Source organism: Roseomonas rosulenta, assembly GCF_016106005.1.
In the GTDB taxonomy this organism is placed as follows: Bacteria; Pseudomonadota; Alphaproteobacteria; order Acetobacterales; family Acetobacteraceae; genus Neoroseomonas; species Neoroseomonas rosulenta.
Genome location: NZ_JACADR010000105.1, coordinates 1 through 14215 on the forward strand (window position 1 = coordinate 1; position 14215 = coordinate 14215).

Here is a 14215-nt window from a genome sequence, read left to right on the forward strand (position 1 = left end):
AGCGGCATGCCCTGGCCGGGCGCCAGCATGCGCGCACGCAGAGCCTCGCGGGCGGCGGCTACGCGCCGCGCGAGCGGCTCGACCAGCAGGCCGCCGAACGCGAGGCGCTGGCCGCCCAGGTCCAGGCCGCCGAGGCCACCGTCGCCGCCGCGCGCCTCGACCTCGAATTCACCGAGGTCGTCGCCCCGATCGCCGGCCGCGCCGGCCGCGCGCTGGTCACGGAAGGCAACCTTGTCGCCGCCGGGGAGGCGCTGCTGACGACCATCGTCTCCGTCGATCCGATCCACGTGCTCTTCGACGTGGACGAGCCCGCCTATCTCCGGCTGCTGGCCGCCGAGGCAGTACCCGAGGTCGAGGTCGGCCTCGCCGGAGAGGCCGGGTTTCCGCGCCGCGGCCGACTCGACTTCCTCGACAACCAGGCCGACCGGGCGACGGGCACGGCGCGGCTGCGCGCGGTGCTGCCGAACCCGGACGGACGGCTGGCGCCGGGCCTCTTTGCCCGCGTGCGCGTCGTGCTGACGCCGCCGCGGCCGAACGTCCTTGTGCCCGAAGTCGCGGTCGGCGCCGCGCAGGGCGGTCGCTACGTGCTGGTCGCGGCCCCCGAGGGCATCGCCGCGTTCCGCCCTGTGCGGCTCGGCCCCGCCGTCGGCGAGGGGCTGCGCGTGATTCGCGACGGCCTTGAGCCCGGTGAGAGCGTGGTCGCGCGCGGCATGGTCCGCCCCGGGACGCGCATCGCCCCCCAGCCCGTCCCTGCCATCGCCTCCAGCGCCCAGGAGCCCCGGTCATGAACGCCATCCCGCGCTTCTTCGTGGACCAGCCGATCTTCGCCGTCGTCCTTTCCGCCCTGATGCTGGTGGCCGGCGGCCTCGCGCTGCTGCGCCTGCCGCTCTCGGAATACCCCGCCGTCACGCCGCCCACGGTGCAGGTCGTCGCGCAATTCCCCGGCGCTTCGCCGCGTGAACTCGCCGAGACGGTCGCCGCGCCGATCGAGCAGGAGGTGAACGGCGTCGAGGGCATGCTTTACATGACCTCGCAGTCGGTGGACGGGCAGGTCACGCTCGCCGTCACCTTCGCGCAGGGCACGGATGCCGACCTCGCGCAGATCCGCGTGCAGAACCGCGTGCAGCGGGCCCTGCCGCGGCTGCCCGAGGAGGCGCAGCGCCAGGGCGTCGTCGCCCGCAAGGTCTCGCCAGACATGCTGATGGTGGTGCACCTGGTCTCGCCGAACGGGCGCTACGACGCGCTGCACCTCGCGAACTTCGCGACGCTGCAGGTGCGCGACCGGCTGCAGCGGCTGCCCGGCGTGGGCGAGGTGAATGTCTGGGGCGCGGGTGACTACGCCATGCGCATCTGGCTCGACCCCGAGCGGATGGCCGCGCGCGGCCTCACGGCGGCCGAGGTGCTGCGCGCCGTGCGCTCGCAGAACTTACAGGTGGCCGCCGGCGCGGTCGGCCGGCAGCCGGGCGCGGGCATGGCGCCGCAGGTCGCGATCGACCTGCGCGGCCGGCTCGCCGAGCCGGAGGAATACGCCACCATCGTGATCCGCGCCGGGGAGGACGGTCGCATCGTGCGGCTCGGCGACGTGGCGCGCGTGGAGCTGGGCGCGGAGGGCTATGCGCTGCGCTCGCTGCTCGACGGCGAACCCGCGGCGGCGCTGCAGGTGGTGCAGGCGCCGGGGGCGAACGCCCTCGATGTCGCGGCTAGGGTGCGCTTCGCGATGACGGACATCGCCGCCGAGTTCCCGGAGGGCATCACCCATCGCATCGCCTACGACCCGACGATCTTCGTGCGGGCCTCGATCGCCGCGGTGCTGACCACGCTGCTCGAGGCGGTGGGCCTGGTGGTGCTGGTGGTGGTCCTGTTCCTGCAGAGCTGGCGGTCCTCGCTGATCCCGCTGGTCGCCGTGCCGGTCTCGCTGGTCGGCACGCTCGCGGTGATGCTGCTGCTCGGCTACACGCTGAACACGCTCTCGCTATTCGGCCTGGTGCTCGCCATCGGCATCGTCGTGGACGACGCCATCGTGGTGGTCGAGAACGTCGAGCGGCATATGGCCGCGGGCCTCGCGCCCAAGGCGGCGGCGCGGCAGGCGATGGAGGAGGTGACCGGCCCGATCGTCGCCATCACCTCGGTGCTCGCCGCCGTCTTCGTGCCTGCGGCCTTCCTGTCCGGCCTGCAGGGCGAGTTCTACCGCCAGTTCGCGGTGACCATCGCGGTCTCGACGGTGCTCTCCGCGATCAACTCGCTGACGCTGAGCCCCGCGCTCGCCGGCGTCATGCTGCGCCCGCACGGCACGCCTCAGCGCGGGCCGCTCGGCGCCTTCTTCCGGCTGTTCAACCGGGGCTTCGACGCGACGGCCGTGGCCTATGGCGGCTTCGTGCGGCGGGCGGCGCGGGCCGTGGCGGTGGCGCTCGTGCTCTATGCCGGGCTGCTTGGCCTCGGCTGGGCCGGGCTGCAGCGCGTGCCGACAGGCTTCGTGCCGCAGCAGGACAAGTACTACCTGGTTGGCATCGCCATCCTGCCCGCCGGCACCTCCATCGAGCGCAGCGAGGCCATGGCGCGCGAGATGTCGCGCATCATGCTCGAGGAGCCCGGCGTCGAGAGCGTCGTCGCCTTCCCCGGCCTGTCGATCGACGGCTTCGTCACCCTGCCCAATGCCGCGGTGGTCTTCACCATGCTCGATCCGTTCGAGCAGCGGCGCACGGCCGACCTTTCCGCCAACGCCATCGCGCAGCGGCTGCAGGGGCGGCTGTTCGGCATTCAGGAGGGCCTCGCGCTGGTCTTCCCGCCGCCGCCGGTGCCCGGCATTGGCGCGGTGGGCGGCTTCAAGCTGCAGGTGCAGAACCGTGCCGGGCTGGGGCTGGAGGCGCTGGCGCGGGAGACGGGCCGGCTGGTTGAGGCTGCGTCCCGCCGGCCGGAACTGGCGGGTGTGATGTCCAGCTTCCACGTCTCGGCGCCGCAGCTGCGGGTGGAGCTCGACCGCGACCGTGCGCTGGCGATGGGCGTCTCGCCGGCGGATGTCGCGCAGGCGCTGCAGCTCGCGCTCGGCTCGCTCTACGTGAACGACTTCCAGCGCGACGGGCGGACCTATCGCGTCATCGCGCAGGCCGATGCTGCCTTCCGGCTGCGGGAGGAAGATCTGGCGCGGCTGCGCGTGCGCAGCGCCACCGGCGCGATGGTGCCCATCGCCTCGCTGGTGACGCTGCACACCTCGACCGGGCCGGACCGGGTGGTGCGCCACAACGGCTATCCCTCGGCCGAGGTCAGTGGCGCGCCCGCGCCGGGCTTCGGCTCCAGCCAGGCGCAGGCGGCGATGGAGGCGCTGGCGCGGGAGGTGCTGCCGGCGGGCTTCGCCGTCGAATGGACCGAGCTCGCGCTGCAGGAAAGGCTCGCTGGCAATGCCGCCATCTACGTCTTCCCCGTGGCGGTGCTGCTCGCCTTCCTTCTGCTCGCGGCCCAGTACGGCAGCTGGTCGCTGCCGCTCGCGGTGCTGCCGGCGGCGCCGCTCGCGGTGGTCAGCGCGCTGGCCGGCGTGCTGGCGACGGGCGGGGACAGCAACGTCTTCACGCAGATCGCCTGGCTGGTGCTGGTCGGGCTTGCGGCGAAGAACGCTATCCTCGTCGTCGAGTTCGCGCGGGAGCGCGAGATGGCGGGGCTCGATCCGCTCGCCGCGGTGATCGAGGCGGGGCGGCTGCGGTTGCGGCCGATCCTGATGACCTCGATCGCCTTCGTGGCGGGTGCGGTGCCGCTCGCCGTCGCGACCGGCGCGGGGGCGGAGATGCGCCAGGCCATGGGCATCGCCGTCGCCGCCGGCATGGCGGGGGTCACGCTCCTCGGACTGCTGTTCACGCCGGTCTTCTACTTGCTGGTGCGCCGCATGGCGGCGCGCCGGACCGATGCGGCCATCGCGGCGCATGCCGTGGCGGCGGAGTAGGGTGCCATGACGATGCAAGGAACGACGATCATGACGGGGCTTCGCCCACAGGGGCGGGTGGCGGACATCCTGCTGACCGCGCTTGCGCCTGCGGTGTGGGGTAGCACTTACATCGTCACCACCGAGCTGCTGCCCGGCTGGCATCCGCTGCTGGTCTCGCTGCTACGGGCGCTGCCGGCGGGGCTTCTCCTGCTGCTCGTCGTCCGGTGCCTGCCGGAGGGCATCTGGTGGGGGCGCAGTGCCGTGCTCGGGGCGCTGAACTTTTCCATCTTCTGGGTGACGCTCTTCGTCTCGGCCTACCGGTTGCCGGGCGGCGTCGCGGCGACCGTGGGGGCCATCCAGCCGCTGATCGTGGTGCTGCTGTCCCGCGCCATCCTGGGCACGCCGCTGCGCGTGCTCGCGGTGCTTGCGGCGACCGGCGGCGTGGCGGGCGTGGCAATGCTGGTGCTCGCGCCGGGCGCGACGCTCGATCCGCTTGGCGTCGCCGCGGGGCTGGCTGGGGCGGTGTCTATGGCCTTCGGCACGGTCCTTTCGCGGCGCTGGCAGCCGCCGGTCGGCGCGTTGACCTTCACTGCGTGGCAGCTCGCGGCCGGCGGGGTGCTGCTGCTGCCGGTCGTCGCCATCCTGCGGCCGGAGGTGCCGGAGCTCACGGCGGGCAGCCTTGCCGGGCTCGCCTGGCTGGGGCTGGTCGGCGCGGCGCTGACCTACATCGCGTGGCTGCGCGGCATCGCGCGGCTCGGCCCGGCGGCGACGGCGCCGCTCGCGCTGCTGAGCCCGGTTACGGCAGTCATCCTCGGCTGGTGGCTGCTCGGGCAATCGCTGACGGCGATGCAGGGGCTCGGGATGCTGGTCGTGATCGTGAGCATCGTGGCGAGCCAGATCGCGCAACGCACCGCCGCACCAGCGACGGCGCCGCCGCGCGCCTGAGGCGCGGTCGGCGACATATTTTGTCATGGAGGCGTGACGTCCGCGGCATGCGGATGCGCCATCGATGACTGGTCGATCGAACGTCGGAGACCGGGCGGCAGGCCCGGCCATGGAACAGGGACCCAGATGACACTGACCAGACGCGGCATCCTCGCCGCCGGCACACTCCTCGCCGCAGCGCCCGCGGGGCTGCTGCGCCCGGCCCAGGCGGCGGCGGGCAGCGGGACCGTCACCCTCACGGCCGCGACGCGCAGCATCGAGGTGCGTGGCCGCGCCGCGACCGTCTTCGGCATCACCCAGGCCGACGGTACCCATGGCATCCGGCTGCCCGCCGGCGGCAACTTCGACGTCAGCCTTGCGAATGCGACGCGGGAGGAGGTGCTCATCCACTGGCACGGCCTCCTGCCACCGGTCGCGCAGGATGGCGTGCCGGGCATCTCGCAGCCGCCGCTCAAGCCCAGGGAGACGCACCACTACCGCTTCCCCGCCGGCGCGCCGGGCACCCACTGGATGCATGCCCACCACGGTCTGCAGGAGCAGTTCCTGATGGCCGCGCCGCTCATCGTCGAGGATCCCGCCGAGCGGTCGGCGGACATCCAGGACGTGGTCGTGATGCTGCACGACTTCACTTTCCGCTCGCCGGAGGAGGTACTCGCCGGGCTGCGGGCTGGCGCGGGGCCGCATGCGCAGCACGCCGCGCATGGCGGCCATCACGGGGCGCCGATGCCGGCGCATAGCGACGTCGCCTACGACGCCTACCTGGCCAATGACCGCATGCTCGACGATCCCCTGGTCGTTCGCGCCGAGCGGGGCCAGCGCGTGCGGCTGCGCCTGATCGGGGCCGGCACGGCGACCAATTTCGTGGTGGATCTCGAGAGCACCCGGCGGTGCGGAATTGGTAGCCGTGGATGGACAGCCGGTGCAGGCCGTGACCATTCGGCGACTTGGCCTCGCTGGCGGGCAGAGGGCGGATCTGATGGTGATCATGCCGCGGGAGGGCGGCGCGCGGCCGATCCTGTTTCAGCCGGAGGGCAAGGTCGAGCGGACCGGGATCATTCTCGCCACGCCGGGCGCGGCCGTCGGGCGCATCGTCGGTCGCGCGGGCCGCGCCGCGGGCGGGCTGGACCTCGCGCTCGAACGCCGGCTCGTGCCGGTGAGGGCGCTCGAGGAGCGTCGCGCCGATCGCGCGCTGCAGCTCAGCCTCATCGGGGGGCCAGGTTACGCCTGGTCACTTGACTGGGGTCGCGACGCTGCCGCGGCGGTATCCCTGCGCACCGGCGAGCGGGTCGAAGTGACGATGGTCAACCGCACGACCATGGCGCATCCGATGCACCTCCATGGCCATCACTTCCAGGTGGTTGCCGTCGATGGGCAACGCTTCAGTGGCGCCATGCGTGATACAGTGCTGGTGCCGGCGAATACCTCCGTTACCGTCGCCTTCGACGCCGACAATCCCGGCGAGTGGCCGCTGCACTGCCACCAGCTCTACCACATGGCCGCCGGCGTGATGACGACGCTGCGCTACGCCGTCTGAAGCGCATCCCGAGCGCGACGGCCCGGGCACGCTAGGAACCGCACACGGGAGGCCATCATGAGCAACGGGCATCGCATGACGATCGGCGGCACCGCCTTCGCTTTCGCATTGTCGCTCGCCGGAGCAGCGATCGCGCAGGCGCCGACGCAGGCAAGCGACGACCACGCAGCGCATCACCCGGCGCGCGACCAGACGGTACAGGCGGCACCGCAGCCGGCGCCGGTCGCGCCGGCCCCTGGCACGCCCGCGACCGGCATGGGGCGGCCCGGCGGGATGATGATGCAGGGCGGCATGGGCCAGATGATGCAGGGCCGCATGGGCGGGCCGGCCGGCCCGATGGGCGATGGCATGCCCGGGATGGCCGGCATGCGTCGCGGTGCGATGGCGCAGTTCCATCGCATCGAGGGGCAGCTTGCCTTCGTGCGGGCCGAACTGCGCATCACGGATGCGCAGGCTCCGCTGTGGAATGCCTTTGCCGATGTAGTGCGCACGCAGGCCGGGCGACTGCGAGAAGCGGTCGGGTCGGCGATGCAGGGCGCCGACCACCCTGCCACGGCACTGCAGATCGCGGAACGGCGCATCGCCCTTCTCTCGGCGCAGCTCGAGGCAATGCGCGCGGTCTCGGCCGCGCTCGGTCCGCTCTATGCGGCGCTGAGCGACGAGCAGAAGCGCGCCGCCGACGAACTGATGGGCGAGCATGTCCGCGGTATGCGCATGGGCATGGGCATGCCCTGAGACGGGAGAACGGGCATCGTGCAAGAGGAACATCCGCAGCCCTGGTGGGGGACGGCCACCGGCGTGACGGTCCTCGGGCTGGCGCTGGTTGGCCTCTTCTACATGTTGCGGGAACACTACGGGCATGTGCTTGGGGGCAGTCCCCTATCTCATCCTGCTGGCCTGCCCGTTGATGCATCTGCTCCTGCATCGGGGGCATGGGCATGAAAGGTGAACGTCGCGTCGGGACTGGGGCAGGCCAGCCCGTGCATGCGGTCAGTGGGGACGCTGGCATGAGCACCGAGGCTGCTGACGCCCATCGTGGCCATCATCACCATCCTCCGGCATCGCAACAGGCTGCGCCGGTGAAGGACCCGGTCTGCGGCATGGAGGTGGACCCCCAGGCCACGCCGCATCACGCGGACCATGCGGGCCGCACCTATCATTTCTGCTCTGCGGCATGCCGGACGAAGTTCGTCGCCGAACCGGGACAGTATGTGCGCGCTCCCTCGGCGCCATTACGCGCGGAGGCAGTCGCGCCCGGCACGATCTACACCTGCCCGATGCATCCACAGATCCGCCAGGTTGGGCCGGGCAACTGCCCGATCTGCGGCATGGCCCTCGAGCCGGAAGTGGCGACGGAGGCCGATGCCCCGAACCCCGAACTGCGCGACTTCACGCGCCGCTTCCGGATCGGGCTCGCGTTGACGGTGCCGGTGGTCGCGCTCGAGATGGGCGGGCATCTGCTCGGCCTCGACCACCTGCTGGCTCAGGGCACATCGAACTGGCTGCAGCTCTTGCTCGCCACCCCCGTCGTGCTCTGGGCGGGATGGCCGTTCTTCGAGCGGGGGTGGCGGTCCATCGTCACCCGCAGGCTCAACATGTTCACACTGATCGCGCTCGGCACCGGCGTGGCCTGGGCGTTCAGCGTGGTGGCGACAGCGCTGCCGCGGCTCTTTCCGGATGCTTTCCGCGACATGGACGGCGCGGTTGCCGTCTATTTCGAGGCCGCGGCCGTGATTGTCGTTCTGGTCCTGCTGGGCCAGGTTCTCGAACTGCGCGCGCGGGAACGCACGGGCGGGGCGATCCGCGCGCTGCTCGACCTCGCACCGCCGGCGGCGCGCCGCATCAGGGACGACGGCTCCGAGGAGGAGGTTCCGCTCGCAGGCATCGCGGTCGGCGACCGGCTGCGCGTCCGGCCCGGCGACAAGGTGCCGCTCGACGGCGAAGTGCTGGAAGGCGCAAGCAACGTCGACGAGAGCATGGTCACCGGCGAGCCGGTCCCCGTCGCCAAGGCGCGTGGCGCGCGCGTGACCGGTGGCACCATCAACGGCCAGGGCGCCTTCGTCATGCGTGCCGATCGCATCGGGCAGGATACGGTGCTGGCACAGATCGTGCGGATGGTGGCGCAGGCGCAGCGGTCACGCGCGCCGATCCAGCGGATGGCCGACGAGGTCTCGGCCTGGTTCGTACCCGCCGTGGTCGCAATCGCGGCGCTTGCGGCGTTCGGCTGGCTGGTGTGGGGGCCCGAGCCACGCGCGGCCTATGCCATCGTCGCGGCTGTGACGGTGCTGATCATCGCCTGCCCCTGCGCGCTCGGCCTCGCTACCCCGATGTCGATCATGGTGGGTGTGGGCCGCGGCGCTCAGGCAGGCGTGCTGATCAAGAACGCGGAGGCGCTCGAGCGGCTTGAACGGATCGACACGCTGGTCGTGGACAAGACCGGCACGCTGACGCGCGGCCGGCCAGAGGTCGTCGCCATCCTGCCCGCATCCGGAATGACGGAGGCGGATCTCCTGCGCCTCGCCGCCGGCCTCGAGCGGCCGAGCCAGCACCCGCTCGCCGAGGCGGTGGTGAGGGCGGCGGAGGCGCGCGGCCTCGACCTGCCCGAGGTGCAGGACTTCGACGCTCCCACCGGGCGGGGTGTGACGGGTGTGCTGGACGGCAAGCGCGTCGCGATCGGCAATGCCCGGCTGATGGCCGAGGGCGGCATCGACGCCGCCGCCTTGTCGGTCGAGGCCGAGCGGCTGCGCGGGGAAGGCGCGACGGTGTTCTTCGCCGCGGTGGAAGGACGGGCGGCCGGTCTGATCGCCGTCGCCGACCCGGTGAAGGAGACGACGCCTGACGCCCTTGCGGGCCTGGCGGCCGAAGGCGTGCGGGTCGTCATGCTGACCGGCGACAACCGCACCACCGCCGAGGCAGTCGCCCGGCGCCTTGGCATCACCGAGGTCGAGGCGGAGGTTCTCCCGGAGGACAAGCAGCGGATTGTGGAGCGGCTGAAGTCGGAGGGCCGCCGCGTCGCCATGGCCGGGGATGGGGTGAACGACGCACCGGCGCTCGCCGCGGCGGAGGTCGGCATCGCCATGGGGACGGGCACGGATGTCGCGATGGAGAGTGCCGGAGTGACGCTGCTCGGCGGCGATCTGACGGGCATCCTCCGCGCGCGGCGACTTTCGCGGGCGGTGATGCGCAACATCCGGGAGAACCTGTTCTTCGCCTTCGCCTACAACGCCGCGGGCGTGCCGGTGGCCGCGGGCATACTCTATCCGATGTTCGGGATTCTGCTGTCGCCTGTGATCGCTGCAGCGGCGATGGCGCTGTCGTCGGTCAGTGTGGTGGGCAATGCGCTTCGCCTGAGGCGGTTCGACGTCGGTGCCCCTGCCATCGGGCCGCCAGAACGCGGGAGCGAACGCTGATCGCAGGTAACGAGGAGGCTGGCGGGACGAGGCCCCCCTCAAGCGATGAACATGAGGCGTGCTGACCTGCCATTCATCCGAACGGCCAGAACCGTGGCCGGTGTTCGGCCAGCATCACAACATTCTGCCGATCGAGCAGAGCGTCGCGCTCTTGAATGGCTGTTATGAGAAGGCTTCCCCATGCATCAAGGGCTTCGACCTGCGCAGGCCATAGCGTGGCGCGCTGATACACGCCAAGGACCCCGCCGCGTGTCTCAGCCTGCCGGTGATTTAGGACCGCATCCACCGCGGGTTCCGGAAGGCCAATCTCACCGAGCGCAGTTGCGAAGGATCGGCGGAAGTCCTGCCATCGCCAGCCTTTGACATTGGCCTCAACTTCGAACGCCGTCTGCATGTCACTGAATACGCCGATTGGCTTTCCCGATATCGGCGCAGGGAAGACAAGGCCGAACACCGGATGTCCTAGCGCTCGATGTCTTTCTCGCAGAACGCCAATCGCGAACTCGTTCAGGTGAAAACGATGATCATCGCCGTTCTTGGTGGTCTTTCCGCGCTGCGTCCAAACACGCGCTTCCAGGTCGATCTGCAGCCAGTCCAGTTTGGCAGCCTCACTTCGACGGCACGGAATGGCCATCAGGAAACGAGCCAGGTCCCTATGAGCAGAACCGAGCGATATCGCGGTGCCCGCAGCCTTCCATAGGGCTGCCAAAACCGTCGGCGAGAGGAAATTTTGTCTGGCAGCAACGGGACGTGGGCGCCGCGCCTTGGCCGGCAGCAGGCAAGGGTTCACGCGAACGAGCCCGTCATCCTGGCACCAATCAAAGAAGCGGGAGAGCGCGCCGAGACAGTGTCGGGCTGTCGCCGGGTGATCGGCCGAGGAGGACATAAGCAGGCGGAGATCCGCTCCTCCGATGTCGACCGCAGGCCGAGTTCCGGCGCTCATCGCACCGACCGCTGCCCTTCGATGCGCTACTTCGTATGTCGCGTGGCGCGTCGTTATCGTTCCCGTTCCGCGGATCTTCGGTCGCGACGGCAAGGCGTGTGCGTAGTCGTCAACGAGACGGTCAAGCGTTTGGCTGCGCTTCAGCGCATCAGCGGTGGCTTGTGCCTTCCGCGCTTCGGCAGGATCCACGCCTGCCTTGGCCTGCCCCTTGAACTGGCTGGCAGCATGACGGGCATCTTCAGGCGAATGCGTCTCGGGACTGCCAATCGTGATGGACCGTGTCGCGAAGCGTTTGCCAGTTCGCTGGTCCTTGCCGCGTGGCTTGTAGTCGAACCGCCAGGTCTTGCCTCCCGGGTTCACCACGAGTTCAAGGCCGGGGCATGCTTGATCGCTGATCACTAGGCGCTGCTGCGGCTCTCGGCGTCGCCACGCAGCCTCCACCGTCGCCTTCGTGATCTTTGTGGGGCCCTCCCGCTGCACCTTCATTGCAGAACCTGCCTACCAGAGTGAGCGCCAACGGCGCGGACCGGACAATGACCGGACGTACGCCGCGAAGGATGGCGGATGGCAACGGGAAACCACGTAAACCAACGGAGCCCGTGAAGTGCGCACAAACAATCGCTTACGTAGATGTGCGGAATGTGGCGGAAGGCTGCGCCCTCTCTCCCCAATGTTTCGTAATCAGTAGGTCGGCGGTTCAAATCCGCGTGCCGGCACCATGTTCTCCCAGGGATACAGCGGGTCTTGGGCTCACGGACGGGAGCCAGGGACGGCGGCGGGTGATGGTGTGCCCGGCTCTACGTCCCCGATTGGTCTAACGGCCGGGTGGACCCGCATCCGCCGCGCCCTCCATACTTCCCAACGGAGGTGGTACATGGCAGTTCCGTTCCCGGAACTCGCGTCTGACCTCATCGAACGATGCACGCGCGAGCTCCTGGCCAGGATGCTCAGGCAGCGTCGCTATCGGCTTGAAATCACGACATACAAGAAGGACAAGGGCCTCCATAAGGTCTACATGTACGACCCCTGGGCTGAGCCAATGATGATCAAGATCGGCGAGTACTACGAGGGCGACGAGCCGGACTGGGAGGCCATGTATGACGCGGCGATGGCGCTGCATCTGGAGCGAAAGGCCAATCGCTCGCGCTACGGCGAGTAGCCTTCTGAAAGCAGATATGAGCGAGTGACCGCTGTCACCCAAGGGAGACGCGCTTGGAGCAGGTTCAACCACCGTACGGCTACTGCGATTTCGCCCGGACCAGCATCCCACCCGACTACCGCGAGGCGCTGGGCCTCGTCAGCATCGCATGGTCATGTGTTGAGCATACCGTGGAGGATGCAATACGGCTACTCGCGGGCGTAGACGTGCGGACTGCGGCGATCCTGCTCACGCATGCCAGCCTGCCGCAGCGGCTCGATCAACTGCTGGCGCTCGCGACTGATCGTTTCGCGGACGACGGCGTGGCGCACGTCAAGGCGCTGCGCGACCGCGTCAAATCGCTGGTGGGAACCCGCAACGATCTTGTCCACGGCAATTGGTTCGTCGAGCAATCGAGCGGGCGAGTGCTTGTTAAGAAGGTGAAGGCGCGCGGCGCGCTGCGGTCGGATGTTCGCCACTACACCGCCGATGAAATCACGCAGGTGGCCCGGGACACGCACGCTCTATCGCTCGACATCTTCACCTGCTTCGACGGCGTGAGGCGCGCCAACAATCTTACCGATGAGACCGTGGACGAGTAGCACAGCCGTCATCGTGCAGCGTGGAAACAGGTACCCCTCCGCGCCACCCCTGTTGTCCCCCGCCCCGCCACACCGCTAGCCTCCATTCCATGACCCGACCGGCCTCTCCCTGGATCGGCCTGTTCGACCTGTTTCGGATCGGCGTCGGGCCATCCAGCTCGCATACCGTCGGGCCGATGGCCGCCGCTGCCGCCTTCGTCGCCGGCCTCGACCCCGCGGCGCCGCCCGACCGTATCATCGTCGAGCTGTTCGGCTCGCTCGCCCTCACCGGCAAGGGGCATGCGACCGATGCCGCCGTCATGCTCGGCCTGACCGGCGCGCAGCCCGACGGCATCGATCCTGACGAGGCCGCCCTGCTGGTGGTCCAGGTGCGCGCGCAGCGCCGCCTCGCGCTGCCGGGCGGCCGGCGCATCGCCTTCGACCCGCAGGCCGACATCGTCTTCCACCCGCGCCAGACGCTGCCGCTGCACACCAACGGTATGCGCTTCACCGCGCAGGCGGCCGGACGCACCGACATCACGCAGACCTACTATTCCGTCGGCGGCGGCTTCGTTGTCGACGATCGTGGCGAACCACTCGCGACCGCAGCGCCGGCGCCGCGCGCCGTGCCGCACCCCTTCCACGATACGGCGGAGCTGCTGCATCGGGCCGATGCCGCGGGCCTCACCATCGCCGCGCTGATGCGTGCCAACGAGGACAGCCAGCGCGGCGCAGCGGAGGTCTCCGCCGGCATCGCCCGCATCCGCGCTGCGATGTCCGCCTGCATTGCTCGGGGCCTGCGCACCGAGGGCGAGTTGCCCGGCGGGCTGCGCGTGCGCCGCCGTGCCCCGGACCTCGCGCGCCGGCTCGAGATACGCGCGCGGCTGAACGAGGCCGATCCGCTCGGCGCCATGGACTGGGTGAACCTCTGGGCGCTCGCGGTGAACGAGGAGAATGCCGCCGGCGGGCGCGTGGTGACAGCGCCCACCAATGGCGCGGCCGGCATCATCCCCGCCGTGCTGCGCTACCACGACACCTTCGTGCCGGGTGCGACCACCGCAGGCGCCGAGACCTTCCTGCTCGCCGCCGCGGCGATCGGCGCGATCATCAAGCGCAATGCCTCGATCTCGGGTGCCGAGGTCGGCTGCCAGGGCGAGGTCGGGTCCGCCTGCGCCATGGCCGCGGCGGGCCTGGCGGCCGCGCTGGGCGGCACCAACGCGCAGGTCGAGAACGCGGCCGAGATCGGGCTCGAGCACAATCTCGGCCTGACCTGCGACCCGGTGGCGGGCCTCGTGCAGGTGCCTTGCATCGAGCGCAACGCGATCGGCGCGGTGAAGGCGATCAACGCAGCGCGGCTGGCTCTGCATGGCGATGGGCAGCACCTGGTCAGCCTCGACCAGGTGATCGCCACCATGCGGCAGACCGGCCTCGACATGTCCGACAAGTACAAGGAGACGTCGCTTGGCGGGCTCGCGGTCAATGTCGTGCAGTGCTGATCGCGGCATCGCGGCGCGATTAAGGGTTCCAAAACCCGACCTCTGGTGAAGTGCGGTCGTGGCGGTGGCTTTGGCCCTCGCCTCGTCTCCGGCCGCATGGATCGAAACAGACGTGAGCACAGCCCTTCCTATCGCCCGGCAGGGCAGCGCAACTGCGTCCCGCGCGGGACGATATGCGCTGCTCGGAACCGCGGCGGTGCTGGCGATGCTGGGCCTGGCGGCGGGCGCCGGTGCGATGCGGGGCGGCGCGGCGCG

11 protein-coding genes and 1 pseudogene are annotated in these 14215 nt (G+C 70.3%); 11 read left to right on the forward strand and 1 reads right to left on the reverse strand.

Annotated features, from left to right (window positions below; genetic code table 11):
- The 8 genes and pseudogenes from HW578_RS13840 to HW578_RS13870 all read left to right on the forward strand — a co-directional run.
- Positions 1-788, forward strand: a 788-nt coding sequence (locus tag HW578_RS13840) for an efflux RND transporter periplasmic adaptor subunit (RefSeq protein ID WP_198371134.1), incomplete at its 5' end; no start/stop codon positions are given.
- On the forward strand, positions 785-3931 hold the full coding sequence (locus HW578_RS13845; protein ID WP_198371135.1) for an efflux RND transporter permease subunit: 3147 nt from the start codon (positions 785-787) through the stop codon (positions 3929-3931). The genes HW578_RS13840 and HW578_RS13845, both read left to right, overlap by 4 nt.
- A 6-nt stretch (positions 3932-3937) precedes the next feature.
- Positions 3938-4858, forward strand: coding sequence for an EamA family transporter (locus HW578_RS13850; protein WP_369407896.1), 921 nt, complete (start codon positions 3938-3940; stop codon positions 4856-4858).
- Between the two features lie 126 nt (positions 4859-4984).
- Positions 4985-5425: pseudogene (locus HW578_RS27870) on the forward strand (multicopper oxidase domain-containing protein); the annotation flags it as partial.
- A gap of 409 nt (positions 5426-5834) precedes the next feature.
- Positions 5835-6392, forward strand: coding sequence for a multicopper oxidase domain-containing protein (locus HW578_RS27875; protein WP_232478957.1), 558 nt, complete (start codon positions 5835-5837; stop codon positions 6390-6392).
- Between the two features lie 57 nt (positions 6393-6449).
- Positions 6450-7127, forward strand: a complete 678-nt coding sequence (locus HW578_RS13860; protein ID WP_198371136.1) for a Spy/CpxP family protein refolding chaperone — start codon at positions 6450-6452, stop codon at positions 7125-7127.
- Between the two features lie 124 nt (positions 7128-7251).
- Positions 7252-7341 carry a DUF2933 domain-containing protein gene (locus tag HW578_RS28445; protein ID WP_198371137.1) on the forward strand — a complete coding sequence of 30 codons (90 nt, stop codon included), beginning with the start codon at positions 7252-7254 and terminating at the stop codon, positions 7339-7341.
- A gap of 130 nt (positions 7342-7471) precedes the next feature.
- Positions 7472-9802, forward strand: a complete 2331-nt coding sequence (locus tag HW578_RS13870; protein WP_456308280.1) for a heavy metal translocating P-type ATPase — start codon at positions 7472-7474, stop codon at positions 9800-9802.
- Between the two features lie 73 nt (positions 9803-9875).
- Here the strand turns inward: HW578_RS13870 and HW578_RS13875 are convergent, their stop codons facing one another.
- Entirely contained in the window at positions 9876-11231 is a 1356-nt protein-coding gene (locus HW578_RS13875; protein WP_198371139.1) for a tyrosine-type recombinase/integrase, read from the reverse strand.
- 388 nt (positions 11232-11619) lie between these two features.
- On the opposite strand from HW578_RS13875, the gene HW578_RS13880 reads away from it, so the two are divergent.
- From HW578_RS13880 to HW578_RS13890, 3 genes are all read left to right on the forward strand, one after another.
- Entirely contained in the window at positions 11620-11904 is a 285-nt protein-coding gene (locus HW578_RS13880) for a hypothetical protein (protein ID WP_198371140.1), read from the forward strand.
- A gap of 53 nt (positions 11905-11957) precedes the next feature.
- Positions 11958-12485 carry a hypothetical protein gene (locus tag HW578_RS13885; protein ID WP_198371141.1) on the forward strand — a complete coding sequence of 176 codons (528 nt, stop codon included), beginning with the start codon at positions 11958-11960 and terminating at the stop codon, positions 12483-12485.
- Between the two features lie 89 nt (positions 12486-12574).
- Positions 12575-13960, forward strand: a complete 1386-nt coding sequence (locus tag HW578_RS13890) for an L-serine ammonia-lyase (protein ID WP_198371142.1) — start codon at positions 12575-12577, stop codon at positions 13958-13960.
- Positions 13961-14215: the final 255 nt, after the last annotated feature.

Coding starts and splice junctions, on each gene's coding strand:
- HW578_RS13875 (WP_198371139.1), bottom strand. CDS start 11,231: ATGAAGGTGCAGCGGGAGGGCCCCACAAAGATCACGAAGGCGACGGTG.
- HW578_RS13890 (WP_198371142.1), top strand. CDS start 12,575: ATGACCCGACCGGCCTCTCCCTGGATCGGCCTGTTCGACCTGTTTCGG.
- HW578_RS13880 (WP_198371140.1), top strand. CDS start 11,620: ATGGCAGTTCCGTTCCCGGAACTCGCGTCTGACCTCATCGAACGATGC.
- HW578_RS13845 (WP_198371135.1), top strand. CDS start 785: ATGAACGCCATCCCGCGCTTCTTCGTGGACCAGCCGATCTTCGCCGTC.
- HW578_RS27875 (WP_232478957.1), top strand. CDS start 5,835: ATGGTGATCATGCCGCGGGAGGGCGGCGCGCGGCCGATCCTGTTTCAG.
- HW578_RS13850 (WP_369407896.1), top strand. CDS start 3,938: ATGACGATGCAAGGAACGACGATCATGACGGGGCTTCGCCCACAGGGG.
- HW578_RS13860 (WP_198371136.1), top strand. CDS start 6,450: ATGAGCAACGGGCATCGCATGACGATCGGCGGCACCGCCTTCGCTTTC.
- HW578_RS28445 (WP_198371137.1), top strand. CDS start 7,252: ATGTGCTTGGGGGCAGTCCCCTATCTCATCCTGCTGGCCTGCCCGTTG.